This window comes from Bacteroides sp. 2201st1_D9_2201SCRN_220225, assembly GCF_040928965.1.
Classification (GTDB): Bacteria; Bacteroidota; Bacteroidia; order Bacteroidales; family Bacteroidaceae; genus Bacteroides; species Bacteroides stercoris.
The window spans coordinates 1-25,453 of the sequence record NZ_JBCODG010000002.1 but is presented as its reverse complement, the minus strand read 5'-3'; the positions used below and the strand labels follow the sequence as shown (position 1 = coordinate 25,453).

General features: G+C 47.2%; 23 protein-coding genes. 13 read left to right on the top strand and 10 right to left on the bottom strand.

Annotation, left to right across the window (positions count from 1 at the left end; genetic code table 11):
- Positions 1 to 32 precede the first annotated feature (32 nt).
- From AB5903_RS00815 to AB5903_RS00805, 3 genes are all read right to left on the bottom strand, one after another.
- Entirely contained in the window at positions 33 to 2,225 is a 2,193-nt protein-coding gene (locus AB5903_RS00815; protein ID WP_368117592.1) for a S9 family peptidase, read from the bottom strand.
- A gap of 20 nt (positions 2,226 to 2,245) precedes the next feature.
- On the bottom strand, positions 2,246 to 3,691 hold the full coding sequence (locus tag AB5903_RS00810) for a class I SAM-dependent RNA methyltransferase (protein ID WP_005655642.1): 1,446 nt from the start codon (positions 3,689 to 3,691) through the stop codon (positions 2,246 to 2,248).
- A gap of 101 nt (positions 3,692 to 3,792) precedes the next feature.
- The gene (locus AB5903_RS00805) at positions 3,793 to 4,692 is read right to left on the bottom strand and encodes a serine O-acetyltransferase (protein WP_005655640.1); all 900 of its coding nucleotides are present in this window, start codon (positions 4,690 to 4,692) and stop codon (positions 3,793 to 3,795) included.
- Between the two features lie 158 nt (positions 4,693 to 4,850).
- On the opposite strand from AB5903_RS00805, the gene cysK reads away from it, so the two are divergent.
- On the top strand, positions 4,851 to 5,798 hold the full coding sequence (gene cysK / locus AB5903_RS00800; RefSeq protein ID WP_368117591.1) for a cysteine synthase A: 948 nt from the start codon (positions 4,851 to 4,853) through the stop codon (positions 5,796 to 5,798).
- A gap of 126 nt (positions 5,799 to 5,924) precedes the next feature.
- Here cysK and AB5903_RS00795 read toward each other — a convergent pair whose 3' ends face one another.
- Together AB5903_RS00795 and rnr are read right to left on the bottom strand one after the other, a co-directional pair.
- Positions 5,925 to 6,404 (bottom strand): pyridoxamine 5'-phosphate oxidase family protein, encoded by a 480-nt coding sequence (locus AB5903_RS00795; RefSeq protein ID WP_005655636.1) that lies wholly within the window; start codon positions 6,402 to 6,404, stop codon positions 5,925 to 5,927.
- Positions 6,405 to 6,447: 43 nt separating this feature from the next.
- Entirely contained in the window at positions 6,448 to 8,607 is a 2,160-nt protein-coding gene (rnr, locus tag AB5903_RS00790; protein WP_117941561.1) for a ribonuclease R, read from the bottom strand.
- Between the two features lie 173 nt (positions 8,608 to 8,780).
- Here rnr and AB5903_RS00785 point away from each other — a divergent pair, with 173 nt between their 5' ends.
- From AB5903_RS00785 to AB5903_RS00775, 3 genes are all read left to right on the top strand, one after another.
- Positions 8,781 to 9,680: a cation diffusion facilitator family transporter gene (locus AB5903_RS00785; protein ID WP_117667071.1), complete on the top strand. Its 900-nt coding sequence runs from the start codon at positions 8,781 to 8,783 to the stop codon at positions 9,678 to 9,680.
- Positions 9,681 to 9,767: 87 nt separating this feature from the next.
- Positions 9,768 to 10,775, top strand: a complete 1,008-nt coding sequence (locus AB5903_RS00780; RefSeq protein ID WP_117941560.1) for an NAD(P)-dependent oxidoreductase — start codon at positions 9,768 to 9,770, stop codon at positions 10,773 to 10,775.
- On the top strand, positions 10,766 to 11,731 hold the full coding sequence (locus tag AB5903_RS00775; protein WP_005655628.1) for a phosphatase PAP2 family protein: 966 nt from the start codon (positions 10,766 to 10,768) through the stop codon (positions 11,729 to 11,731). The genes AB5903_RS00780 and AB5903_RS00775 overlap by 10 nt, the downstream gene beginning before the upstream one ends.
- Before the next feature lie 119 nt (positions 11,732 to 11,850).
- Here AB5903_RS00775 and dusB read toward each other — a convergent pair whose 3' ends face one another.
- Positions 11,851 to 12,828: a tRNA dihydrouridine synthase DusB gene (dusB, locus tag AB5903_RS00770; protein WP_005655626.1), complete on the bottom strand. Its 978-nt coding sequence runs from the start codon at positions 12,826 to 12,828 to the stop codon at positions 11,851 to 11,853.
- Between the two features lie 142 nt (positions 12,829 to 12,970).
- On the opposite strand from dusB, the gene AB5903_RS00765 reads away from it, so the two are divergent.
- The 9 genes from AB5903_RS00765 to AB5903_RS00725 all read left to right on the top strand — a co-directional run bounded on the left by AB5903_RS00765 (position 12,971) and on the right by AB5903_RS00725 (position 20,700).
- A complete protein-coding gene (locus AB5903_RS00765) occupies positions 12,971 to 13,435 on the top strand; it encodes a DUF2059 domain-containing protein (protein WP_005655625.1) in 465 nt (154 codons plus the stop codon).
- 24 nt (positions 13,436 to 13,459) lie between these two features.
- The gene (locus tag AB5903_RS00760) at positions 13,460 to 14,752 is read left to right on the top strand and encodes a peptidase U32 family protein (RefSeq protein WP_005655623.1); all 1,293 of its coding nucleotides are present in this window, start codon (positions 13,460 to 13,462) and stop codon (positions 14,750 to 14,752) included.
- A gap of 37 nt (positions 14,753 to 14,789) precedes the next feature.
- Positions 14,790 to 15,197, top strand: coding sequence for a thioesterase family protein (locus tag AB5903_RS00755; protein ID WP_005655620.1), 408 nt, complete (start codon positions 14,790 to 14,792; stop codon positions 15,195 to 15,197).
- Positions 15,190 to 16,308 (top strand): DNA-processing protein DprA, encoded by a 1,119-nt coding sequence (gene dprA, locus AB5903_RS00750; protein WP_272709724.1) that lies wholly within the window; start codon positions 15,190 to 15,192, stop codon positions 16,306 to 16,308. The genes AB5903_RS00755 and dprA overlap by 8 nt, the downstream gene beginning before the upstream one ends.
- A gap of 406 nt (positions 16,309 to 16,714) precedes the next feature.
- Positions 16,715 to 17,680 carry a DUF3575 domain-containing protein gene (locus AB5903_RS00745; protein ID WP_117667065.1) on the top strand — a complete coding sequence of 322 codons (966 nt, stop codon included), beginning with the start codon at positions 16,715 to 16,717 and terminating at the stop codon, positions 17,678 to 17,680.
- Between the two features lie 81 nt (positions 17,681 to 17,761).
- A complete protein-coding gene (locus AB5903_RS00740) occupies positions 17,762 to 18,640 on the top strand; it encodes a DUF5119 domain-containing protein (RefSeq protein WP_272709725.1) in 879 nt (292 codons plus the stop codon).
- Between the two features lie 44 nt (positions 18,641 to 18,684).
- The gene (locus AB5903_RS00735; protein WP_272709726.1) at positions 18,685 to 19,326 is read left to right on the top strand and encodes a fimbrillin family protein; all 642 of its coding nucleotides are present in this window, start codon (positions 18,685 to 18,687) and stop codon (positions 19,324 to 19,326) included.
- Positions 19,323 to 19,664, top strand: coding sequence for a hypothetical protein (locus AB5903_RS00730; RefSeq protein ID WP_368117590.1), 342 nt, complete (start codon positions 19,323 to 19,325; stop codon positions 19,662 to 19,664). Before AB5903_RS00735 ends, AB5903_RS00730 begins: the two co-directional genes overlap by 4 nt.
- A 145-nt stretch (positions 19,665 to 19,809) precedes the next feature.
- Positions 19,810 to 20,700, top strand: a complete 891-nt coding sequence (locus AB5903_RS00725) for a helix-turn-helix transcriptional regulator (RefSeq protein WP_272709728.1) — start codon at positions 19,810 to 19,812, stop codon at positions 20,698 to 20,700.
- A gap of 112 nt (positions 20,701 to 20,812) precedes the next feature.
- Here the strand turns inward: AB5903_RS00725 and AB5903_RS00720 are convergent, their stop codons facing one another.
- From AB5903_RS00720 to AB5903_RS00705, 4 genes are all read right to left on the bottom strand, one after another.
- Positions 20,813 to 21,568 carry a succinate dehydrogenase/fumarate reductase iron-sulfur subunit gene (locus tag AB5903_RS00720; RefSeq protein WP_005655609.1) on the bottom strand — a complete coding sequence of 252 codons (756 nt, stop codon included), beginning with the start codon at positions 21,566 to 21,568 and terminating at the stop codon, positions 20,813 to 20,815.
- A gap of 33 nt (positions 21,569 to 21,601) precedes the next feature.
- Positions 21,602 to 23,548 (bottom strand): fumarate reductase/succinate dehydrogenase flavoprotein subunit, encoded by a 1,947-nt coding sequence (locus tag AB5903_RS00715; protein WP_022103336.1) that lies wholly within the window; start codon positions 23,546 to 23,548, stop codon positions 21,602 to 21,604.
- A 35-nt stretch (positions 23,549 to 23,583) separates the two neighbouring features.
- Positions 23,584 to 24,288, bottom strand: coding sequence for a succinate dehydrogenase/fumarate reductase cytochrome b subunit (locus AB5903_RS00710; RefSeq protein WP_005655606.1), 705 nt, complete (start codon positions 24,286 to 24,288; stop codon positions 23,584 to 23,586).
- A 162-nt stretch (positions 24,289 to 24,450) separates the two neighbouring features.
- On the bottom strand, positions 24,451 to 25,353 hold the full coding sequence (locus AB5903_RS00705; RefSeq protein ID WP_081448468.1) for an AraC family transcriptional regulator: 903 nt from the start codon (positions 25,351 to 25,353) through the stop codon (positions 24,451 to 24,453).
- Between the last annotated feature and the right edge of the window lie 100 nt (positions 25,354 to 25,453).

The window sequence follows — 25,453 nt, the reverse complement described above, 5'->3', positions numbered from 1 at the left end:
TTTAATTGTTTACTGTTGAAAATGTGTCCGGTTTATAAATAATCCTCGAAATATCGGGTTATCTTTTCGTGCAGATGTACGCGGTCGCGTCCCAAAACGTTGTGTTTATGTCCGGGATAGATAAACAGATCGGGATAGGTGCGTGCATCTACACATGCTTTCATGAAAGAAAGCGTATGCTGGGGCACGCAGGTGTCGTCGTGGTCATCGTGGATAATGAGCAGATGTCCTTTCAGTTGCCCTGCGAGGTTCTTCAAGTCGCACTGTTCATAACCTTCGGGGTTTGTCTGCGGGGTGTCCATATAGCGCTCGCCATACATTATCTCATAATATTTCCAGTCGATGACCGGTCCGCCGGCCACGCCTACTTTGAAAATCTCCGGATAGCGCAGCATGAGTGCGGTAGTCATGTGTCCGCCGAAACTCCAGCCGTGAACGCCGATGCGGCTGCTGTCTATGTAAGGCAGGCTTTTCAGGTAGTCCACTCCTTTTACCTGGTCTTTGCCCTCTTCAATACCTAAGTGTCTGAAGGTGATGTTTTCGAACTCCAGCCCCCGGTTACTGCTACCGCGGTTGTCGAGCGTGAACATGATATAACCCTTATTGGCCATATAGATGTCCCAGCCGCGTGCGTCATTCATCCAGCCGTTGGTAATCATCTGGGCATGAGGACCGCCATATACATAGACGATTGCAGGATATTTCTTATTCGGGTCGAAGTCGGCAGGCTTTACAAGGCGGTAATATAAGTCGGTCTTGCCGTCGGCAGCCTTTATTGTACCGGTTTCTATGGCAGGCATGACAAAGCCTTCATAAGGATTCTTCGCAGTGAGCAAAGAGACACTTTTCTTGTTTTGGGTATTGGTTATCTCTATTTTGCGGGGAGTATCCGGAGTTGAATACCGGTCGATAATATAATTGCCCGAAGCGGAAAGTATTCCGTTGTGTACTCCCTTGCTGTTGTCCAATGGAGTACGTTTGCCGGTATTGACATTGACCTTGTACAGGTTGCTTTGCAAAGGAGATACTTCCGTAGAAGCGATGATAACTTCTTTCTTTCTGGCATTGAATCCTAAAATGTTCTGTACCAGCCACTCCCCTTTTGTCAGTTGCTTGATGAGCTTGCCGTCCGTATTATAGAGATACAGATGGTTGTAGCCGTCTTTCTGGCTCTGGTAGATAAATTGAGTATGATCCCAAGGCAGGAACAGGATGGGTTGTTGAGGCTCCACATATTTGGGATGCGTTTCTTCGATAAGTGTGGACATCAGTTCGCCGGTCTCGCTGTTGTATCGGCAAAGTTTTGCATGATTCTGGTCACGGTTCAGCTCTATGAGATAAAGACTCTTTCCGTCGGGCGCCCAACTGATATTGGTGAAATAACGGTTGGTAGGATCGCCGGTATTCAAGTAAACGGTTTTTTGAGTGTCCGGATTATAGATACCTACGGTAACCTGATGGCTGAGCATCCCTGCCATCGGATAACGTATCTTGTCCACCAGCGCTATTCTGGGAGTAATATCCACCAGCGGATAGGGAGTTACCATGCTTTCGTTCATGCGGTAAAAGGCCAGCAGATTTCCTTGAGGACTCCAGAAGGTGCCCTTGCCGATTCCGAATTCATTGCGGTGTGCGCTCTGCCCGCATACAATTCCTTCGGGTTCTTCGGTTACGGCTTTGTTGTCCACGAAGAGGTTATTCTTAACGGTATAGGCTATGTGTCCGCCTTCCGGGGTATAGTCAATGTTTGCACCGTTTCTTTCTCCGGCCTGCGGCAGACCTTTGACGAATTCATCTTTCTCGAAATCATAAACGATGTATCTCGCAGGCAATTTGATAAGCATATACGGTTTGTCCGGCCATGGAAACTCGGTATTGTAGAAATGCTGTACTTTATTTCCCTTATGGCCGGGTGTTGCGGTTGTTTCCGTAGGAGTTATCAGTGAGTTGAGTACTTTATTTACCTTTTCCCGGGTTGTGAGCAATGTCTCCTTCCCGTTTTTGGGATTGACGGCAAACAAAGAGTCGATGCCGGGTTTTATACATACGTCACCCCACCACTGCAAACCCGGCAGGTTCTCAGCGATACGATAGGTTGCGCCACCGGGAAGAAGGTCTTCCAGAGTGGGCATTTTCAAGTCTTGTGCCATAAGCTCCATTGAAGATAAAGCAGGTGTTGCCAGTAGCAATACCATGATTGCCTTACCGATTCTCTTTATGTTCATAGCTTTTAATTTTAACGGTTTCAGTCGTTATTCCGTTCGTTGTTCCGTTTCCGAAACTCTCCCGGTTTACGTTCTTTATTAAATTCTCGCTCTCTGTCAAATTCTCGCTTCGGTTTCCATTCTCCGTCTGCCGGTTTTCTGTATTCACGAGGCTTGAACTCCCGTTTATCATCCGATTTGAATTCTCTTCTCTCTCTCGGCTTGAATTCCCTTTTCTCTCCGGATTTAAACTCTCTTCTTTCTCCGGTCTTGAATTCTCTTTTTTCTCTTGCAGCGTAAGGTCTATACTCTTTATTACCCTCTTCGCTTTCCTGCTTTTTGAATTCTTTGTATTTTCCGTCGAAGATTTCGTATTTACGGAACTCACATTCCAGAGCACCGTTGAACAGAGGTATCTTGGCAGTAGGTTTCAATCCGATTTGATCGAAGCATTCTTCACGATAAGAAAGTATCCACGCGGTGTTGCCTGTAAACGCGTGTTTCAGCCGTTCGCCAATCATAGAGTATAAGCCCAGCAGGTCGTTGGTAGATATACGCTCTCCATAAGGCGGGTTGGTAATGATAACAGCCTTTTCCTTAGGTTGCTCAAACTGCTGGAAAGGTTGCAACTTCAGCGTTACGTCTTTGGATACGCCTGCTGCCTTGATGTTATGGGTTGCGATTTCGTTGGCTTTCGGGTTGTTGTCGTATCCGTATATCTTATGAGCGAATTCACGTTCCTGGCTGTCATCGTTATAAATCTTATCGAACAGCTCCTGGTCGAAATCAATCCATTTTTCAAAAGCAAACTCCTTACGGAATACGCCCGGTGCGATATTCCTGGCTATCAAGGCAGCTTCGATGGGGATTGTTCCCGAGCCGCACATCGGGTCTATCAGGTCACATTCTCCGTGCCAACCGCTCATTAATATCATGCCGGCTGCCAAAACCTCATTCAGAGGAGCTTCCACGGCTTCCTGACGATAACCGCGGCGGTGCAGAGACTCGCCGGATGAATCGAGAGAAAGAGTGCATTTGGTTTCTGCAATGTGAATGTTCAATAATACATCCGGCTTGCTGATGCGTACGGACGGGCGTTTGTCGTATGCATCCCGGAAATAGTCCACAATGGCATCCTTCACTTTGTAGGAAACAAATTTGGAATGGCGGAATTCCTCGCTGAACACAACTGCGTCTACGGCGAAAGTTTTATCTATATCCAGATAATCTTCCCAGTGGATTGCCTTGATCTGTTCATACACCTCATCGGCATTTTTCGCTACAAACTGTTTGATAGGTTTCAGGATGCGGATAGCGGTCCGCAGGCAGAAATTCGCCTTGTACATCATTTCCTTGTCGCCGCGGAATGATACCATACGACGTCCTATCTGTATCTCGTCTGCACCCAAAGAGGTCAGTTCCTGTGCCAATGTTTCTTCCAGTCCCTGGAAAGTTTTGGCAATCATTTCGAATGATTGTTCGCTCATCTACTTATTTATGATTTATAATTTATGATTTATTCCGGTATGATTTCATTTTTACTATTACGCATATGATATGGATTATAATTCTGAAATCATAAAATCTCTTACTTTTTTGCTTTGGTTTGTACTATTCTTGCGCCTGCGGGCACATCTTCCGTTACCCAGATGTTGCCGCCTACGGTAGCGTCTTTTCCAATGGTGATACGCCCTAATATGGTGGCATTGGAATAGACAATGACATTATCTTCCAGTATGGGATGGCGGGGTATGCCTTTGATGGGTTTACCGTCCTGGTCCAGCGGGAAACTTTTGGCTCCGAGGGTTACACCCTGGTATAGTTTTACGTTCTTGCCGATGATGCAAGTCTCGCCGATTACCACACCTGTACCGTGGTCTATCGTGAAATAACCGCCTATGGCAGCTCCCGGATGAATATCGATACCGGTTTCGCTATGGGCCATTTCGGTGATGATACGCGGAATGAGAGGCACGCCGAGTACCAACAGTTCGTGTGCTATGCGGTAATTGCTGATAGCGCGTATGGCCGGATAGCAACTGATAACCTCGCCAAACGAATGTGCGGCAGGGTCGCCGTTGTAAGCGGCTTCAACATCCGTAGCCAGTATGCGACGCAGTTCAGGTAAATGGCTGATGAACCGGGCGGCAATTGATGCGGCCTCCTCACGTTGAAGTTCGGTACAGCAACTGCATTCGTCATCACTGCCGAAACAGAGTCCTGCCAATATTTGCTCGGTCAGCAGGTCGAACAGTCTTTCTACATTGACTCCGATATGGTAAGTTACCGTACGGCTGTTGACCGTTGAATTTCCAAAATATCCGGGGAAGATAATGGCACGTGCAAGTTCGATAATATCGCACAATGCCTTAGCTGAAGGCAATGGATTGCCGTCCGTGTGCTGGTGAAACAGTCCTTTGTAGGATTCGCTTTCCGATAGCTCATCGACTGCCTGTGTCAGGATGTGAGTAAAATTAAGTGGACTCATTATGATATCCTTTATTAATAAAGTGGCTACAAAGGTATAAAATACTCACCAATTTTCCTACATATCCCTCATTTATAGTATGGATTTACCACATTTATGGTATTTTGAATGAACGGACTCCGCCGTACTTTTGTCTTATTGATAATTCACTGTAAGATATGAAAAAAATAGCACAACGCCTGACTGATTTAGTTGGCAATACTCCTTTGTTGGAGTTGAACAATTATGGTAAAAACAAGAACTTGAAAGCTCGTGTCATCGTCAAACTGGAATACTTTAATCCTGCGGGCAGCGTAAAGGACCGTGTTGCGCTGGCTATGATAGAAGATGCGGAAACGAAAGGGCTGTTGAAGCCCGGTGCAACGGTTATTGAGCCGACCAGTGGGAATACCGGGGTAGGGCTTGCCTTTGTGGCAGCTTCCAAAGGCTATAAATTGATTTTGACTATGCCGGATACCATGAGTACGGAACGTCGCAATCTGCTGAAAGCCCTTGGTGCGGAACTTGTTTTGACGCCCGGTGCAGACGGTATGAAAGGTGCTATAGCCCGTGCCGAAGAGTTGCAGGCAAGCACTCCCGGTTCACTGATTTTGCAGCAGTTTAATAATCGGGCTAACCCTGCCGTTCATGAGCGCACTACCGGACAGGAAATCTGGCAGGATACGGACGGGAAGGTCGATATATTCGTGGCCGGTGTAGGGACTGGCGGAACGGTGAGCGGCGTGGGTGCGGCTTTGAAGAAACATAACTCCCGGATACAAGTGGTAGCCGTAGAACCGGAAGATTCTCCGGTATTGTCAGGCGGAAAACCGGGCCCGCATAAGATTCAGGGTATCGGTGCAGGTTTTGTTCCGAAAAACTATAATAGTGCCGTGGTAGACGGAATTTTGCAGGTATCCAATGATGACGCTATCCGTACCGGGCGGGAACTGGCGAAATACGAAGGCCTGTTGGTGGGGATTTCTTCGGGAGCGGCTGTCAGTGCTGCAATCCGGTTGGCGCAGTTGCCGGAGAATGAGGGTAAAAACATAGTAGTGTTGCTCCCTGATACGGGAGAACGCTATTTGTCGACGCTGTTGTATGCCTTTGAGGAATATCCCTTATGATGAGTTATGTGCTCAGTCCTATACAGAGACTACCTATGTGACTGAAGTATTCTGAGTATAGGACTGGGATACCTTGAATATGCAGGTTAGTGGCAATCAAACTTCGGGCAAAGTTTTTTGTAGAGATTATTTCAATTCACTCGGCCTCAGCCCGAACGATTTGCAGCTTATTTCATCTACTTTCACTTCCCATATTTTCACATTGCGTACAGCCGGTTCGGCGTAGCTACATGCATTGTCCGTATATTGCTTCATAAGCAGGTCGAGTATCCGTCGCTTTTCATCCATATCTTCTATGAAACGCACTTTGCCTTTACAGATAACGCTGCGGGATTTCATGCTGTAACTGCAAGCTATCTGTTTATGCATATACACCAGTTCGTGCCCTTCACAGAAGGTGATGCAGACCTGCGGATGCCGTGCCACCATTTCTACTTTACTTCCTTCGGGGCCCGAATGCAGATAAATAGTATCATTTTCCCAGGCAAAGTTCATAGGTATTACATACGGATTACCCTCTCCGTCGATAATCCCGACCGTACAATAAGGGCATTTACGGATGATATCTTCTATTTGCGAGCGGTTTGTAATAGTAATTGTCTTCATGTATGTGTAGGTAAGCTTTTGTAACTGACAATGATAATTCCGCCTATTCAACCAGTGCAAAGTCCAACTGCTTTTTCTCCAGGTTGGCGCGTGCCACCTTGATGGTGATAGCGTCGCCGAGGCTGTATGTGCGTTTCTTCCGTCGTCCGCGCAGGCAATAATTCTTTTCGTCGAACTCGTAGTAATCATCATCGAGGTCGCGGATAGGTATCATTCCTTCACATTTATTCTCGTTCAGCTCAACGTACAGTCCCCATTCGGTAACACCGGAAATAACGCCGTCGTAAGTCTGTCCCAGGCGTTCCGTCATGTATTCCACCTGTTTGTACTTGATAGAGGCGCGTTCCGCATTGGCAGCTATCTGTTCCATGCTGCTGGAATGCTCGCAGAGGGCTTCGTATTTCTGTTCGGAAACGCTTCGTCCGCCTAAATCCAGGTATTTGGTCAGCAACCGGTGCACCAGCATGTCCGGATAGCGTCGGATGGGAGAAGTGAAATGGGTGTAATAATCGAATGCCAATCCGTAGTGACCGATGTTGTGCACGGAATAGCGTGCTTTCTGCATGGCACGGATGGATACGGTTTCAATAAGGTTCTCCTCTTTCTTTCCCTGAATATCATCCAGCAGATGGTTGATGGATTTGGATACATCCGTTTTGGTTCCGCCGGTGCGCAGTTTGTAGCCGAAGCGGGCGATGAACTGTGCCAGGTTATCCAACTTTTCAGGGTCCGGAAGGTCGTGAATACGATAGGGGAATACTTTCGGCTTTTTGTTTTTGGGTACACGTCCTATTTTTTCCGCCACAGTGCGGTTGGCGAGTAGCATGAACTCTTCTACCAGTTTGTTGGCGTCTTTGGATTCCTTGAAATATACGCTGACAGGCTTGCCCTGCTCGTCAATCTCAAATTTCACCTCATAGCGGTCGAAGTTGATGGCGCCGGCGGTAAACCGTTTTTCACGCAATATCTTGGCAAGCGAGTCCAGTTTGAGGATTTCTTCCTTAAAGTCTCCCTCTTTGGTTTCGATAATCTGCTGCGCCTCTTCGTAGGTGAAGCGGCGGTCGGACTTGATAACCGTATGCACAATGCGCGAGTTCTTTACTTCTCCCTTGTCCGTCATCTCGAAGATGGCAGAGTAGGCCAGTTTCTCTTCATCGGGGCGCAGGGAACAGATGAAGTTACACAACCGTTCGGGCAGCATCGGGATGGTGCGGTCTACGAGGTAAACGGATGTGGCGCGTTTCTCGGCTTCTTTGTCGATGATGCTGCCTTCCGTTACGTAGTGCGTCACGTCGGCAATGTGTACGCCCACTTCCCAAAGATTGTCCTTCAGTTTGCGGATGGACAAGGCATCGTCAAAGTCCTTAGCGTCTTTGGGGTCTATGGTAAAGGTGGTTACATTGCGGAAATCCTCACGTTTGGCATATTCTTCTGCGGGAATTTCGGCAGGTATCCTGTCTGCGGCTTTTTCCACGGATGCGGGGTAAACATACGGCAATCCGAATTCGGCCAGGATGGCGTGCATCTCGGTGGTGTTATCTCCGGCTTTCCCCAGAATGTCGATAACCTGACCGATAGGATTCTTTGCCTTGTCAGGCCATTCCACCACTTTGACGATGGCCTTGTCGCCTGTCTTTCCACCTTTCAGTTTCTCTTTGGGGATAAAGATATCATTGGCCAGCGTGCGGTTTTCCGTAACAAGGAAAGCATATGATTTGGCAACTTCCAATGTTCCTACGAAGGTATCGTTGGCGCGTTCCAGTATCTCGATGACTTCGCCTTCGGCTTCGCGTCCGCGGCGTTTGGCATAAAAGGCGATACGCACTTTATCGCCCGTCATGGCGTGTGCCGAGTTCCGTTCGGCAATGAAGATGGGGTCGCCGCCTCCTTCGGGTATGAATGAGTTCTTTCCGTTGCTCTTGCGTTGGAAAGTGCCGGTCATCTCCACACCATGATTGTTCAGTTTGTATTTATGCTTGTCCACTTCGGTGATGTAATCGTCATCCGACAGTTCGGACAGTATATCCATACACAGCATTTTCAGCGGGTGTGTAGTGAGATGCAGTTGTTCGAAAATGTATTTCAGGGACAGTACTTCGTCTTGTTTTACGTGGAAGAAGTCCAATAGTGCTTTGACGAGCTCTTTCTTCTTCATTCGCTTGCCGGCTTTTTTCTCTTTCTTTTCCTTTTTTGTCTTAGCCATAATCTGATGTCTTTTTATCTTTCTTGCAAAGTAAACAAATAAATGTATTCACTCGTTCACTCCGGCTTCAAAATCTTTCTGTCTTACTGAAAATTATAAGAGAACGACCGGTCATAACGGATTTATGTACTATATTTGCAACAACTTAGAAAAACGTCATGGAAGTACAATCTATGGATAAGGAAGAGGTTGCGAGGGAAAAAGGCATTTACCGCGTAACGATTGTGGGGAGCGTAGTGAACTTCCTGCTGCTTCTGTTCAAGTTCTTTGCGGGCATCATGGGGCATAGTGCCGCCATGCTGGCGGATGCCGTACATTCGTTATCGGACTTTGTTACAGACATCATTGTCATTGTTTTTGTGCGTATCTCTTCCAAGCCGGAAGATGAGGGACACGACTACGGACATGGTAAATACGAGACTTTGGCAACAGCCATTATCGGCATAATATTGCTCGGCGTCGGTTTTGGGATTTTCTGGAATGGCGCTTCATCTATCTATCGGTTTCTTCACGGTGGTTCTTTGCAGGAACCGGGAATGCTGGCACTGATAGCGGCATTGGTGTCCGTTGCCTTTAAGGAAGCGCTTTATCGTTATACGGTGTTTAAGGGGAAGAGGTTGAATTCTCAGGCAGTGGTGGCCAATGCGTGGCATCATCGCAGTGATGCTCTTTCTTCCATAGGAACTGCCATAGGTATCGGCGGGGCTATTCTTTTGGGAAATCATTGGCGGGTGCTCGACCCGATAGCCGCGGTTGTCGTCAGTTTCTTCATCATGAAGGTGGCCGTAAAGTTATTGATTCCTTGCGTAGATGAGTTGCTGGAGAAATCGCTGCCCGCCGATGTGGAAAATGAAATTCAGAAGATTATCCTTTCTTTTCCCGGAGTAAGTTCGCCTCACCATTTGCGCACCCGCCGTATCGGGAATTATTACGCGATAGAGGTGCATGTGCGCATGGATGGAAAAATAACACTGGAAGAAGCACACCGTACGGCAACGGCCATTGAGAATACCTTGAAGGAACAGTTCGGTAAAGGCACTCATGTAGGTATTCATGTAGAGCCGGTGAAATGATGAGGCCGTACAGTAGGGGCGGAATGGTGAAGTAACGGGATACCGGGAGAAAATAATTCATAATTTATAAAATTCATAATTCATAACGTGGAATCGGTTTTAGTAACAGGAGCAAGCGGGTTTATCGGGAGTTTCATCGTGGAAGAGGCGTTGAGGCGGGGATTCGGCGTATGGGCAGGCATCCGTTCGTCCAGCAACCGGGAGTATTTGCAGGACAAGAAGATACATTTTCTTGAACTCGACTTTGCGCATCCCGGTGAGCTTTGTGCGCAACTTTCCGGTCATAAGGAACTGTATGGTAAGTTCGATTACATTATCCACTGTGCCGGAGCTACAAAATGTGTAGATAAGAACGACTTCGAACGTGTGAACTACCGGCAGACCAAATGTTTTGTAGACACGTTGCGGGAGTTGGACATGATTCCCAGGCAGTTTGTCTTTATCAGTACCTTGAGCGTATTCGGTCCGATACGTGAAAAGACCTATACTCCGATTACGGAAAAGGATACCCCTGTGCCCAATACCGCCTATGGCCTTAGCAAACTGAAAGCGGAGAGGTATCTGCAAAGCATACCGGATTTTCCTTATGTCATCTATCGTCCTACGGGTGTGTACGGACCGCGCGAGAAGGATTACTTCCTGATGGCAAAGTCTATCCGTCGGCACACGGACTTCTCCGTGGGTTTCCGCCGGCAGGATTTGACGTTTGTTTACGTCAAGGATATCGTGCAGGCTGTTTTCCTGGGGATAGAGAAACAAATATCCCGCCGCACCTATTTTCTGGCAGACGGCAAGGTGTACCGGAGCCGTGCTTTTTCCGACCTGATACGGAAAGAACTGGGGAATCCGTTTGTAATTCGTCTGAGATGTCCGTTAATTATATTGAAAGTTGTATCTTTGCTCGCCGAATATTGGGCGAAACACCGGAATACCACCAGTACGCTCAATTCGGACAAGTATAGAATAATGAAACAACGCAACTGGCAATGCGATATAACTCCGACTGTCGAGGAATTGGGCTACAGTCCCGAATATGACCTGGAACGGGGAGTGAAGGAAACGATTGCCTGGTATAAAGATAAAGGATGGCTTTAGACTTATTCAAGAGAGTAGAAACCCGTAAAGGGCTTTTTGCGGTAGAGAAGATTACGCTGATATATAATCTGCTGACTTCCATACTCATACTGTTTCTTTTCCAAGAAATGGATCATCCGGTGCAGATGCTTGCAGACCGCGCTGTGATTGCAGGCATGACGTTTTTGCTGATGTATCTTTACCGGCTTGCGCCCTGCAAGTTTTCCGCCTTCATCCGCATCGTTATCCAGATGTCGTTGCTCTCCTACTGGTATCCCGACACATTCGAGTTCAACCGTATCTTCCCCAACCTGGACCATGTTTTCGCTTCGGTCGAGCAATGGATATTCGGCGGACAGCCTGCCGTATGGTTCTGTCTGCGTTTTCCGCAGATGTGGGTGAGCGAACCGTTCAATATGGGTTATTTCTTCTACTATCCGATGATACTTCTGGTAGTGGTGTGGTATTTTCTCTACCGCTTCGACCTTTTTGAGAAAGTGTCGTTCGTGATAGTCACCGCTTTCTTCATCTACTACCTGATATATATCTTCGTGCCGGTGGCAGGGCCGCAGTTCTATTTTCCGGCTATCGGCGGGGATAACGTGGGGCAGGGGATATTCCCGGCTATCGGCGATTACTTCAACCACAACCAGGAGCTGCTGCCCGGTCCGGGATATGAACACGGATTCTTTTATAATCTGGTGGAAAGCTCGCAGCAAGTGGGCGAGCGTCCGACGGCGGCATTCCCCAGTTCGCATGTCGGCATGTCCACCATCCTGATGATTATGGCATGGCGGGGCAGCAGGCGTTTGTTTGCCTGCCTGCTTCCTTTTTATCTGCTGCTGTGCGGGGCTACGGTGTACATACAGGCGCATTACCTGATTGATGCCATTGTGGGCTTTTTCTCTGCCATTGTGCTCTATGTGGTGGCAACGTGGATGTTCAAGCGGTGGTTTGCGCAGCCGATGTTCAAATGATGCCAGTCCCTGACTCATTGTCTTTCACTCCCTGACTGAATGAGGTTCGCTCGGCGGATGATTGCCGACCCATAGAAAAGCAGGGCACTCTTTTGGTTGGGGTTGTAAGATAATTTAAACTATATCAGTTTTTCTATTTCGTTGAAGATACGGTACAGTTCCTCTTTTGTCTCTGCCCGCAACATGGCGATGCGCGTTTCCCGGAAGTTAGGGATACCCTTGAACAGCGGGCTTGCTGCCAAGTGGCGACGTACGTGCAGGATACCTCTCCGTTCGTCCAGCAGTTTTACGCTGTCTTCCACTTCCTGCCGGAGTACATTCAGTTTCCATTCGGAACTGAGGGGCGGTATCTCTTCACCCGTCTCCAGATAATGTTTCACTTCCTTGAATATCCAAGGGCGGCCGAAGCTGGCGCGGCCTATCATAACGGCGTCCACCCCGTAGCGGTCGAAGCACTCTTTGGCCCTTTGAGGGGTGGTGACGTCACCGTTGCCGATGATGGGGATGTGCATGCGCGGATTGTTTTTGACTTCACCAATCAGTGTCCAGTCTGCTTCACCCGTATACATTTGGGCGCGGGTGCGGCCGTGAATGGTAAGGGCGGCAATGCCGCAGTCCTGCAGTTGTTCTGCCAAATCTACGATAATCTTGCTGCCGGCATCCCAGCCGAGACGGGTTTTTACGGTCACGGGTATCTTTACGGCATCTGCCACGGCACGGGTTATCTCCAGCATCTTGGGGATATTCTGCAACATTCCCGCACCGGCTCCTTTGCCGGCCACACGTTTTACGGGGCAGCCGAAATTGATGTCCAGTATGTCCGGGCGCGCCTGCTCCACGATACGTGCCGCCTCTACCATAGTGTCCGTATCTTTGCCGTATATCTGTATGGCTACGGGGCGCTCTTCGTCACTGATGTTCAGCTTCTGTTCGGTCTTGCTGACGGAACGTATCAGCGCGTCGCTCGACACAAACTCGGTGTACACCATATCCGCTCCGAAACCTTTGCACATCAGTCGGAAAGCGGGGTCGGTCACATCTTCCATGGGGGCAAGCAATATGGGGTGCTTGCCGAGGTCTATATCTTTAATCTTCATAATCTGACGGGATTTGCCTGCAAAAGTACGGAAAAAGCCTGTTTCATTCGCTATGCAGGAGTGAAATCCTTGAAAGAATATACAGCTTCTTCCTTAAATCTGTATATTTGCACTATTCATTCACTTAACAACAGAAATAATTATGAAAAAGAGTTTGCTTTCAGTCGCATTGTGCGTGATGACACTGCTCATCGGCATTTCCCCTGTTTCTGCACAAGGGCAGAATAAGGAATATCAGGAAACGTTGCATAAAATGCTGTTGCTTTCCGGCGGTCTGGCCACTGTGGATACGATGGTTCCGCAGATAATCGGCATGATGAAGCAGCAGTCCCCCTCTGTATCGGAGGCCACGTGGAACGCAGTAATGGAAAAGGCAAAGCAGTTTTTCAGCGATAATCTGGTGAAGGTGTATGTGCCCATCTATCAGAAACACCTGACATTGGACGACCTGAAGAAGATTGTAGCCTTCTACGAATCTCCGGTGGGCAAGAAGCTGGGAGCGGCTACTCCAGCCATTACAATGGAAGGGATGACGGCAGGCCAACAGCTTGGCATGGAACTTGTGACACTGATTCAACGGGAATTAGATGCGCACGGTAATAAATAATTGCATCATTAAATTTCATATTGGATGAATTCTACTACTTTGAACGATTTTGAAATCATGGCTCCGGTAGGCTCGCGCGAGTCTCTTGCCGCAGCTATCCAGGCGGGTGCGGACTCTATTTACTTCGGTATCGAAAACCTGAATATGCGTGCCCGTTCCGCCAATACCTTTACCATTAACGATTTGCGGGAGATTGCCCAAACCTGTGATGAGCATGGTATGAAAAGTTACCTTACGGTAAATACCATTATCTACGATAACGATATCTCCCTGATGCGAACCATTGTGGATGCGGCAAAAGCGGCAGGTATCTCGGCGGTGATTGCAGCCGATGTGGCTGTGATGAGCTACGCCCGGCAGATAGGACAGGAGGTGCATCTGTCCACGCAACTGAATATTTCGAATGTGGAGGCTTTGCGTTTCTATGCCCAATTTGCCGATGTGGTGGTGCTGGCGCGCGAACTGAATCTGGAGCAGGTGGCGGAAATCTACCGTCATATCTGTGAAGAGAATATCTGCGGACCGAGCGGTGAGCGGATACGTATCGAGATGTTCTGCCACGGCGCTTTGTGCATGGCGGTATCGGGCAAGTGCTATCTTTCGCTGCACGAGATGAACCATTCGGCCAACCGGGGAGCCTGTATGCAGGTATGCCGCCGCTCGTATACGGTGCGCGACAAGGAAACGGATGTGGAACTGGATATAGACAACCAGTACATTATGTCGCCCAAAGACCTGAAAACCATTCATTTCATGAACAAAATGCTAGATGCAGGCGTGCGTGTGTTCAAGATTGAAGGACGCGCCCGCGGTCCCGAGTATGTGCGTACGGTGGTGGAATGTTATAAGGAGGCCATTCGCTCCTATGTGGAAGGCACGTTTACCGACGAAAAGATAGCTGCCTGGGACGAGCGCCTGAAAACCGTGTTTAACCGTGGTTTCTGGGACGGCTATTATCTGGGGCAGCGCTTGGGCGAATGGACCCGGAACTACGGTTCTGCCGCTACCGAACGTAAGATTTATGTCGGCAAGGGTATCCGTTACTTCTCGAATATCGGCGTGGCGGAGTTCTTGGTGGAAGCCGCCGAAATCAATGTCGGCGACAAGCTGCTGATAACGGGACCGACAACGGGAGCCGTATTCACTACATTGGAAGAAGCGCGCGTGGATCTGAAACCCGTGCAGACGGTGAAAAAAGGGCAGCATTTCTCGATGAAAGCGGATAAAATACGTCCCAGCGACAAACTCTACAAACTGGTTTCCGTAGAGGAGCTCAAGCGGTTCAAAGGTTTGGATATCGAGAATAAACGCGGTTAATTATCAAATGGTAAATTGTTAAATTGCAGGTATTATAATGAACTATATTTATGAACTGAAAATGAAGGTCCGCGACTATGAATGCGACCTTCAGGGTATTGTCAACAATGCCAACTACCAGCATTATCTGGAGCATACGCGGCACGAGTTCCTGTTGAGTACGGGTGTCAGCTTTGCCGCACTCCACGAACAGGGGGTAGATCCAGTGGTAGCACGCATCAATATGGCTTTCAAGACACCGTTGAAAAGCGGTGATGAGTTCGTATCGAAGCTGGCAATGAAGAAAGAAGGCATCAAGTATGTATTCTACCAGGATATTTTCAGGGCAAGTGACAATAAAGTGGCCATCAAGGCAGTGGTTGAAACGGTATGTGTGGTAAACGGACGTTTAAGCGACAGCGAGTTATTCGATAACGTCTTTGCCCCCTACCTCGACCATGAATAAGGACGAACGTCTTTGCAGTATAGCTCTTACGCTCTGTCCCGGTATAGGACATATCGGGGCAAAGCGTTTAATAGATGCCATAGGTAGCGCCGTTGACGTTTTCGGGTATCGTAAGGAATTGCCGGAACGTCTGCCCGGCGTGAATTCCTCGATAATTACGGCTCTTGACTGTCCTGCCGCTTTTCTTCGTGCCGAACGTGAAATGGAGTTTGTGGAAAAGAACCGCCTGACTTGTCTTACTTTGCGGGATGAGGCCTATCCTTCCCGTCTGCGGGAATGTGAGGATGCGCCGATTGTCATGTTTTTCAAGGGAAACACTGATTTTAACCGTTTACATGTTATCAATATGGTAGGTACGCGCCGTGCAACGGAGTACGGCAAACGGTTTTGTGCGGATTTTGTGCACGATTTGTCCGTGCTTCTCCCTGATGCCCTGATAGTGAGCGGTCTCGCCTACGGCATTGATATTCATGCACATCGTGCCGCCCTGGCCGATAATATGTCTACTGTTGCCGTTCTGGCTCACGGTTTGGACCGTATCTATCCTTCTGTACATCGTAAGACGGCTGTCGATATGTTGGTCAACGGCGGTTTGCTTACCGAGTTCTTATCCGAAACTACTCCGGACAGGCATAACTTTGTCAGCCGTAACCGTATTGTGGCAGGTATGTGCGATGCGACGATTGTTGTGGAATCTGCCGCTAAAGGCGGTTCTTTGATTACAGCGGATTTGGCCGACGGCTATCACCGTGATTGCTTTGCCGTGCCCGGGCGGGTGACGGATGCCGCTTCTATCGGCTGCAACCGGTTGATACGGGATAATAAGGCTGCGCTTGTACAGAGTGCCGAAGAGTTCGTAAAAACAATGGGGTGGGCGAATGCAGAGCCTGCTGCCAAAGCAGCCGGTATCCAGCGCAATCTGTTTCCGGAACTGACGGATGAGGAGGAGCTGGTGGTGCGTATACTGACTCATCAGGGAGACTTGCATATCAATGCGCTGGTAGTGGAGGCGGACATACCCGTAAACCGTATGAGCGCCTTGCTTTTCGAACTGGAGATGAAAGGGGTGGTAAAGGCATTGGTTGGAGGAGTATATTGCTTATTGGCATAAAAAAAGGAGTACCGCTGTACTCCAACCTTTGTTAACCTTAAATCTAATACTATGAAAAAAATCACGTAACAAATGTATAGCTTCTTCACATATTTCCCAAATATTTACTCTTTTCCTGAATTTCTTTTAGTTTTCTTTTGCGAATATTTACTGTTTTCGTGCACGCTTGGACATCTTGACTTAAATAAAGTGTATATAATGACTATATGATAACTGTCGGATAAGCGAGGCTTGCTGTTGGGGCTTTTCGTGGAATATTCCGGTTCTTTGTCTGTATTGGAAGTAGCATAAGTTGCAAAAAACTTCCAATCGTTTCACAGAATCTTCCAAGTTGCTAAATGAGTTGGTTTTTCTGTATCTTCTTTAATTTTAATGGTTTATTTTTGGCTTTGTACAAAGCAAAGTTATGGTGAACCGTATCTATATAGTAACTCTTATAATACTCTTTTTTTTATCAGTGGGAAGAGCATCTGTACGGGCTGACATATTGATGGTTGTAAACAGTGTAATGCTGGACTCGGTTATAAAACCGGACGAATGGAGAGAAGTATATCGGTGGGTACTCGCTGATAAGAATGTGCCGGACAGGAAAGAGGTTTTGATGTTAATCCGGTATCATTATGGGAATTTCGGCAAATTGACGGAACTGTTGTTCTATCTGAACGAAGGCAAGGCCTGTAAATATCTGTTGCAGTTTGTTTTTCCGCGGATAGGCAGCTATACGGTACATTCGAAGGAGTTTCCTATTGCCGGAATACGGATGCCGGAGAAGGCACTGCCGGTAATGTCTGCCGGTAGAGGAGAACTGGTTTCGACTGCGTTCTCTGAGAAAAGAAAAAGGCTGGGACCATCACATAAGGTTATGGTAGCTCTGAAGAATAATATGATATATGATTTGGCGTTGGCTCCGAATGTGGAAGTTGAGTTTTCGACAGGAAAGAGGTGGTCTTTGAATACTGAATATAAATGTCCTTGGTGGTTGAACAGTCGGAACGGCTTTTGTTATCAGCTTCTTTCGGGAGGTGTGGAAGTACGCTGTTGGCTGGGCAACAGAAATCTGTGTAACAGATTGACAGGGTATTTCCTGGGGCTATATACCGAGGGAGGAGTATATGATTTTCAGTTGAAAGAAGAGAGTGGCATTCGCGGTAAGTATTATATGACTTCGGGTCTGTCCTGCGGATATGCACGCAGAATAACCGGGCACCTTGCAATCGAGTGCAGTTTGGGAATAGGTTATTTGACAACGGAATACTGTAAATATACCTCTTATCAAGGGGAATTAGTCCGAACTAATGGAGGACACTTTCATTTTGTGGGTCCTACAAAGGTAGCGGTCTCTTTAGTATGGCATATAACGGCAGGACAATGAATGTGGTGGAAAATATCAGATATAATGTACCGTTGCCTCTGTTCTGTCTGTTGATAATCCTGTCAGGGTGCAATTTCGGAGGTGCTGGACGATTATCCTGTCAGTGGCGTACAGATAACGCTGGACTGGACGGGAGTTGCGGAGAATTTGCCGGAGACCGTGCGGGTAATATTTTATCCGAAAGATGCCGAGGGGCGGAAAGTAGACGGTTATTTGCCGGCTGCCGGCGGGGAAATGAAAGTACCGCCCGGCCATTATGCAATGATAGTTTACAACTATAGTACGGAATGTGTCTGCATAGAAGGCGATGAGTGCTATGGTACTATCAGGGCATATACGGAACGGTGTATTGGAATGGATGCCGGAGAGGATATGATTTGGTCGCCGGACGATTTCTACGTTGTGGCGTTGGATGATGTGGAAATAGCAAAAAGCGAAGCGGCTATGGTGATGAAACTGAAACCGGAACGGGTAGTAAGCAGTTATTCGTTTGCCGTGAAGGTGGATGGTGTAGAAAATATATCGGCTGTTGTGTGCTGCGTCAGCGGGTTGAATGGCGGTTACTTTCTCGGTAGAAGGCTGTGTACACTTGCAGAAGTGCCCGTTTATGTGGAGAATGATTGTAAAAACGGACTGTTGCAGGGGCATTTTTCGCATTTCAGGCTTCCGAAAAGTGCGGATACGCGGGGCGATAGTCCGGTAGTGTTGACCATCAGGATTATTAAGGTGGATAAGCAGGTGCAGGAGATTCTGGTTGATATCAAAAAGCTGATAACACCTCCGACCTCCGGTGAGGAAGAAGAAATACAGCCTGCTCCTGATGGGGAAATACATATTGAGGTGCCTGTTCCCGATGGACAGATTACGGTAGAGGTGGATAAGGAAGAAGATGGAAATAGCGGTATCGGAGGTGATATAGGTGATTGGGATGATGAAACGAATGTGGATATAATCGTGTAGAAACAAGATAAGCAATTAATATATTAACTAAAAAACAGATGGTTATGAGAAAAATTTTATTGGTGGCTTTAACAGCCGCAGCAATGGTAAGTTGCTCTGAAAATGAAGGGTTTGAGAATGAAAGTACAATGAACCGGATTAAATTCGGGACAGTGGTGAAGACCGGAACAAAGACATTGGTTGCCACTACTGAGAATTTCAGTAAGTTTACTGTAAGCGCTTATAAAACAACAGATGACATGGGGGGAACTGTACAGTTGAATACGGGTTTTATGGATGATATAGAAGTTGATAAATCAAGCGGGGAATGGAAGTATAAGGGCGACTACTACTGGCCTGCCTCCGGTAAATTGCAATTTTTTGCTACCTCACCGGCGCAAACTTTGGATATTACTACCGCTGCCGGTTATCCGAAATTCGAGTATGCGGTGAAGGCGGTTGACAGTCAGGAAGATTTGGTTGCTGCCAACGTAATAAATCAGGTAAAGTCTGAGTCAGCCATTTCTCTTCCTTTCCAGCATCTTCTGACGCAGGTGAACTTTACAATCAAGGGTGATGTTGCCGATTTTATTTATACCGTATCGAAATTGGTGATTAAAGGTGCAAAGGATAGGCTACTTTTACTTTTGACGGAAGCAGCACCGTGGGGGCTTGGAGTAACCTGGCAGAGTCTGCTTCGGGTGTGACATACGAATACACCGGCACTCCCGTATCCATTACTCCGACTGCTGCAGAACCTGATGCTTTTACTGCTTTTGAGACTTCCGGTAATGCCTTGTTTATGCTGATGCCTCAAGACGACCTGACAGGCGTTACTTTGGAGATTACCTATACTGCTGCACCGAAAGATAAATCAAGTGAGTATACCTGGAATGATACTAAGGTCGTTAACCTTACAGGCAGTTGGGGCATGGGCAAGAATATTCGGTATACATTGACGCTGACCAACAATGCTACTCCTATTAAGTTTACTCCGAATGTTGGCATATGGACCAATGAGGACGGAACATTCACCGGGCTATAAGAGCTTGATATAAGAGTCCTGTTGATTTCATAATATTTTGATTCTTCCCCGAAAACGTTTTTAAAGTTTTCGGGGAATATGTTTTTTTGTTGGCTGCTAATGTTTATTTTTGCCAAAGCAAACAAACAAAACATTCTATCCTGTCATGTACGACTCTCCCGCTTGTGAAGCGGTTAACGCCGATTGCCTGAAATGCCCCAAGGCTGTGGACAATCTTATCTTATACGCCTCTCATAGTAGAGGGTTTCACTTTATTATGCCCAAGTGCGATAACAATATCATTATGTTTCTTTTAAAAGGTGAGGCTCTTGTCAACAGTGAAGAATATGCAGGCGTGACGTTGCATGCCGGTGAGTTTATTCTGCAGGCTGTCGGTTCAGAATACGAAGTGCTTGCCATGACCGATGTAGAGTGTGTATGCTACCGTTTTTCCCAGCCGGAATCTTTTTGTGAGGGACGCTTTCAGCATATCGTAAAAGACGTGGTTCCACCTCTTATCTTTTTTCCGTTGAAAATATGTTCTGAACTGAATTTTTTCTTGGAAGCTTCGAAGTCTTATCTGGTTGAGGGGAAAATTTGTAGGGAGCTACTGCAATTTAAGCAGAAAGAACTTGCGTTTATCCTGTGGCGTTACTATTCGGATTATGAGCTTTCCATGTTGGTGCATACGTTATCGAAATACACGGATAGTTTTCAGTATTTCGTACTTAAGAATCATGATAAGGTCAAGACGGTTGAAGAATTTGCCGAATTAGGGGGATATACAGTGACGACTTTCCGCCGTATCTTTACTTCTGTATTCCATCAGCCTGTGTACGAGTGGATGCAGGAACGCAGAAAAGAAGGCATTCTTTATGAACTTCGGCATACAAACTTTACAATCTCTGAAATTTGTTATAAATATGGCTTTGAATCTTTATCTCATTTCTCTAATTTCTGCAAGAAGAATTTTGGGTTGTCTCCCCGTAATTTGAGGAAAGAGGTTGAGAAGCCATCTTTATCTGCACCCCAGGATTCTATGTTTTTGTCTGTTTAACCTGCTTGGGATATCAAGCAGGTTCCATAATTTCTTATCATAAAAAAAACTCCTCTACCGGTTTTCCCGATAGAAGAGTTCTTGTGATATTAATCAAATGCAGAAAGTACGGTTAGTCTTTCAATTTTGCGGTAATGAAGTCGCGGTTCAGACGTGCGATGTTGCTGATAGAGACATTCTTCGGACATTCGGCCTCACAAGCACGGGTGTTTGTACAGTTACCGAAACCGAGTTCGTCCATTTTGCTCAACATGGCTTTGGCACGGCGCAATGCTTCCGGTTTGCCTTGAGGAAGCAGGTTCAACTGGCTTACCTTAGCGGAAACGAACAACATGGCGGAACCGTTCTTACAAGCGGCTACACAAGCACCGCAACCGATACAGGAAGCGGCATCCATGGCTTCATCGGCGATAGGCTTCGGAATCAGGATAGCGTTGGCATCCTGAGGAGCACCTGTACGTACGCTGACATAACCGCCTGCCTGCATAATCTTGTCGTATGCAGTACGGTCTACCATCAAGTCTTTGATTACCGGGAAGCCGGCAGAACGCCAGGGTTCTACGGTAATGGTGTCGCCGTCGTTGAAGCGGCGCATATAGATTTGGCAGGTAGTGGCTCCTGTTGCAGGACCGTGCGGATGTCCGTTGATGTAAAGAGAACACATACCGCAGATACCTTCGCGGCAGTCATGGTCGAATACAACCGGTTCTTTACCTTCACTGATGAGCTGTTCGTTCAGAATATCCAGCATTTCGAGGAATGAGGTATCGCCCGGAATATCTTTCATTTGGTATGTTTCAAAAGCGCCTTTTGCTTTCGGACCCTTCTGGCGCCATACCTTGAGCGTAAATGATATATTTTTATCCATTTTCTTTAATTCTTTAAATGTTCAACTTCCCGATTAGCTCTTGTAGTTACGAGTCTGTACCTTGATTGCTTCGTATACCAGAGGTTCTTTCAGCAATACCGGTTCTTTTTCGTCTGAACCCTGGTATTCCCAGCAGGCAACGTAGAAGTAGTTTTCGTCATCGCGCTTGGCTTCGCCTTCTTCTGTCTGGTACTCTTCGCGGAAGTGACCGCCGCAGCTTTCGTTACGGTTCAAGGCATCGTATGCTACGAGTTCGCCCATTGTGATGAAGTCGTACAGACGGATAGCCTTGTCGAGTTCGACGTTCATGCCTTCTTTCTCGCCGGGGATGAACAGCTCCTTCTCGAATTCCTTGCGGATTTCCTTCAGTCTCTTCAAGCCTTCTTTCAAGCCCTCTGCAGTACGTCCCATACCTACATATTCCCACATTACGTGGCCCAGTTCCTTATGGATAGAGTCTACAGACTTCTTACCCTTGATGTTCATCATCCAGTCGATTTTGTCCTGAATGGCTTTTTCTGCCGCTGCGAACTCAGGCAGGTCGGTAGAGAAGCGGGGAACGGTAATTTGGTCGGCCAGGTAGTTCTGGATAGTATAAGGCAATACGAAGTAACCGTCTGCCAGACCCTGCATCAATGCGGAAGCACCGAGGCGGTTGGCGCCGTGGTCCGAGAAGTTACATTCACCGATGGCGAACAGGCCCTTGATAGAAGTCATCAGTTCGTAGTCTACCCAAATACCACCCATTGTATAGTGGATAGCCGGATAAATCATCATCGGGTTTTCGTACGGGCTGACATCTGTGATTTCTTCGTACATGTCGAAGAGGTTGCCGTAACGCTGTGCAACCACATCTTTGCCCAAACGGTTGATAGCTTCGGAGAAGTCGAGGAATACGGCAAGACCTGTATTGTTCACGCCATAACCCTTGTCGCAACGTTCTTTGGCAGCACGGCTGGCAACGTCACGCGGAACGAGGTTACCGAATGCCGGATAACGGCGCTCCAGGTAGTAGTCGCGGTCTTCTTCGGGAATATCTTTTCCTTGCAGCGTACCTTCCTGCAACTTCTTGGCATCTTCCAGTTTCTTCGGAACCCAGATACGTCCGTCGTTACGCAAAGATTCGGACATCAAAGTCAGTTTGGATTGCTTGTCGCCGTGAACGGGGATACAAGTCGGGTGAATCTGTACGTAAGCGGGGTTGGCAAACCAGGCTCCTTTACGGTAGCAGGCCATGGCAGCGGAACAGTTGCAAGCCATTGCATTGGTAGAGAGGAAGTATGCGTTGCCATAACCGCCGGTAGCGATAACCACAGCGTGAGCGGCAAAACGTTCCAGCTTACCTGTTACGAGATTCTTGGCGATGATACCGCGGGCACGTCCGTCGATGATGACAACGTCTTCCATTTCATAACGCGTGTACAGTTTTACCGTACCCACGTTTACCTGACGGCTCAGTGCGGAGTAAGCTCCCAGCAGCAATTGCTGTCCTGTCTGTCCTTTGGCATAGAATGTACGTGATACCTGTGCACCACCGAATGAACGGTTGTCGAGCAAGCCGCCGTATTCGCGTGCAAAAGGAACACCTTGTGCAACACACTGGTCGATGATGTTATTGGAAACCTCGGCCAGACGGTAAACGTTTGCTTCGCGGGCACGATAGTCACCACCTTTTACCGTATCGTAGAACAGACGGTAAACGGAGTCGCCGTCGTTCTGGTAATTCTTTGCAGCATTGATACCACCTTGCGCAGCGATAGAGTGTGCGCGGCGCGGAGAGTCCTGAATGCAGAAGTTGAACACTCTGAAACCCATTTCACCGAGAGAAGCGGCAGCGGAAGCGCCGGCAAGTCCGGTTCCTACTACGATGATGTCCAAACGGCGTTTGTTGGCAGGGTTTACTAATTTTTGGTGAGCTTTATAGTTGGTCCATTTCTCAGCCACCGGTCCTTCCGGTATTTTAGAATCTATCTTAGTCATAATGCTATTACAATTTAATCATTTACAATAATTTATCAGCAAGCGCCGCTGCACATCAGTGATTTGATGAAGAATACGACAACTACCAGAGCGAAGCATACAACAACGATAGTGGAGTAGATGTTGGAGATACATTTCCAACGGTTGATCCATACTTTGTTGTTCCAGCCCAAAGACTGCATGGAGCTCCAGAAACCGTGAGTCAGGTGGAACCACAATGCACCCAGCCAAATGAGGTAAAGCACTACGAATACCGGGTTGGAGAAGGTGTTCTGAATGTGATAGACACCGTTGGCAGCGTAAGCCAGCGTGAGCATGTCGGCATGTGCGCCCATGTTGTGCATCAGTTCGGGGAGCTGCATCTTTGCCCAGAAGTTAACCAGGTGCAGGCCGAGACCTACGATTACCACGATACCCAGTACGAGCATGTTTTGAGAGGCCCATTCCACGGTTTTAGGCTTGTCTACTACTGCATAACGCTCGTTACCGCGCGCTTTGCGGTTTTGCATCGTCAGCCAGAAAGCGTAGATGATGTGGATGATGAACAGGGCAGCCAGACCTACGGTAGCTACCAGCGCGTACCAGTTTGCTCCCAAGAACTCACAAACCATGTTATAGCCATTGGCCGAAACCAATGCAACAAGGTTCATCGCCATGTGAAATGTCAGAAACAGGATAAGGGCGATACCGGTAACACTCATCACCACTTTCCTTCCTACAGATGAATTACTTAACCACATAAATGATTGAATTTAAATTATTTAATAGTTAGAAAATATATTCTTAAAAGCTCGTCAGACTAATATCCTGCAAAAATAGAGGAAATACCTTGATTAAACAAGGAATTAAAGAAATTATTCCGTAATGAGCGGGTAGCAAGATTGCCGGGCGAATCAGCGGTGTCATTCGTCCTCTTGTTCCTTGTTATGTTCTTTACAGATAATAGTTATGTTTTCGCCGTTGGCAGTACGTTTGCGCAGAGCGCGCGGGGTGTCGCCGAAAGAGTCTTTGCAGAAATGGGCAAAGTGTGATAATGAATCGAATCCGTATCGGGTGCTGATTGTGGAGATACGTTGCTTGGTGTGTTGCAGGTCGTTTAAAATGCCCTCGCGTTTTTTGTCCAAAATCCATTCGTATACAGGTACGCCATACATATTCTTGAATAATCGGCGGAAAGTGGTTGTGGTATATCCGCCAAGGTGGGCAAACTCTTCTACGTTTTTCACTTTATCGTAGTTCTGCATGACGAAATAGTGGAAACTTTCTGTATATGTACTGATTGGATAGAAAAAAGTGGAGACTTGCTGGATTGGGTAGTAGCAAGTCAGGATATAAATTATTTCCTGGCATTTAACGTCAAGATACCTGCTGCACGTGTTCGGCTGCTCCCTGAAATATTCCGTTAAATCTCCGAATAATCTTTCCAGTTTAGGAATGATGGGCAAGGGAGTATAGGTCAGAGGGGCATAAGCCCTTTCAAGTATGTCTTTGTAGCGTTCTTCACAGAGGAGAGGAAGTTCGGTGAATCGATAGGTAAAATATTCAACATCGGTTAGCGCCAGCAATTCTACTTTGGAGCCGATAGCTTGCAAGATACATTGGCGGGCCTGCAGAGTAGTACCGGGATATTCCTCGCTATTGACAAGCAACTCGCCTTTCAATATAAATATTATACAATTTTGTGTACACTTTTCGGCAGGGAAATGCTGTCCTTTAGGATATTGGCTATATATCAATACTCCTTGGGATGTTTTAGGACATAGCGCACAATCAATTTGCCGAGAGCAACAACTATTTAATGCCATGAATAGATATGTGAATTGTATTAAGAGGAGTTCTATAAATTAAAATATTGTAGTACAGTTGTTTATATGGTTCCAAGAGCGTAAATTTGCAGAAAATAAG

Bases quoted from the DNA above. Each gene is read 5' to 3' on its own strand.
- AB5903_RS00815 (WP_368117592.1), bottom strand. From the start codon at position 2,225: ATGAACATAAAGAGAATCGGTAAGGCAATCATGGTATTGCTACTGGCA.
- AB5903_RS00810 (WP_005655642.1), bottom strand. From the start codon at position 3,691: ATGAGCGAACAATCATTCGAAATGATTGCCAAAACTTTCCAGGGACTG.
- AB5903_RS00805 (WP_005655640.1), bottom strand. From the start codon at position 4,692: ATGAGTCCACTTAATTTTACTCACATCCTGACACAGGCAGTCGATGAG.
- cysK (WP_368117591.1), top strand. From the start codon at position 4,851: ATGAAAAAAATAGCACAACGCCTGACTGATTTAGTTGGCAATACTCCT.
- AB5903_RS00795 (WP_005655636.1), bottom strand. From the start codon at position 6,404: ATGAAGACAATTACTATTACAAACCGCTCGCAAATAGAAGATATCATC.
- rnr (WP_117941561.1), bottom strand. From the start codon at position 8,607: ATGGCTAAGACAAAAAAGGAAAAGAAAGAGAAAAAAGCCGGCAAGCGA.
- AB5903_RS00785 (WP_117667071.1), top strand. From the start codon at position 8,781: ATGGATAAGGAAGAGGTTGCGAGGGAAAAAGGCATTTACCGCGTAACG.
- AB5903_RS00775 (WP_005655628.1), top strand. From the start codon at position 10,766: ATGGCTTTAGACTTATTCAAGAGAGTAGAAACCCGTAAAGGGCTTTTT.
- dusB (WP_005655626.1), bottom strand. From the start codon at position 12,828: ATGAAGATTAAAGATATAGACCTCGGCAAGCACCCCATATTGCTTGCC.
- AB5903_RS00765 (WP_005655625.1), top strand. From the start codon at position 12,971: ATGAAAAAGAGTTTGCTTTCAGTCGCATTGTGCGTGATGACACTGCTC.
- AB5903_RS00760 (WP_005655623.1), top strand. From the start codon at position 13,460: ATGAATTCTACTACTTTGAACGATTTTGAAATCATGGCTCCGGTAGGC.
- AB5903_RS00755 (WP_005655620.1), top strand. From the start codon at position 14,790: ATGAACTATATTTATGAACTGAAAATGAAGGTCCGCGACTATGAATGC.
- dprA (WP_272709724.1), top strand. From the start codon at position 15,190: ATGAATAAGGACGAACGTCTTTGCAGTATAGCTCTTACGCTCTGTCCC.
- AB5903_RS00745 (WP_117667065.1), top strand. From the start codon at position 16,715: ATGGTGAACCGTATCTATATAGTAACTCTTATAATACTCTTTTTTTTA.
- AB5903_RS00735 (WP_272709726.1), top strand. From the start codon at position 18,685: ATGAGAAAAATTTTATTGGTGGCTTTAACAGCCGCAGCAATGGTAAGT.
- AB5903_RS00725 (WP_272709728.1), top strand. From the start codon at position 19,810: ATGTACGACTCTCCCGCTTGTGAAGCGGTTAACGCCGATTGCCTGAAA.
- AB5903_RS00720 (WP_005655609.1), bottom strand. From the start codon at position 21,568: ATGGATAAAAATATATCATTTACGCTCAAGGTATGGCGCCAGAAGGGT.
- AB5903_RS00715 (WP_022103336.1), bottom strand. From the start codon at position 23,548: ATGACTAAGATAGATTCTAAAATACCGGAAGGACCGGTGGCTGAGAAA.
- AB5903_RS00710 (WP_005655606.1), bottom strand. From the start codon at position 24,288: ATGTGGTTAAGTAATTCATCTGTAGGAAGGAAAGTGGTGATGAGTGTT.
- AB5903_RS00705 (WP_081448468.1), bottom strand. From the start codon at position 25,353: ATGGCATTAAATAGTTGTTGCTCTCGGCAAATTGATTGTGCGCTATGT.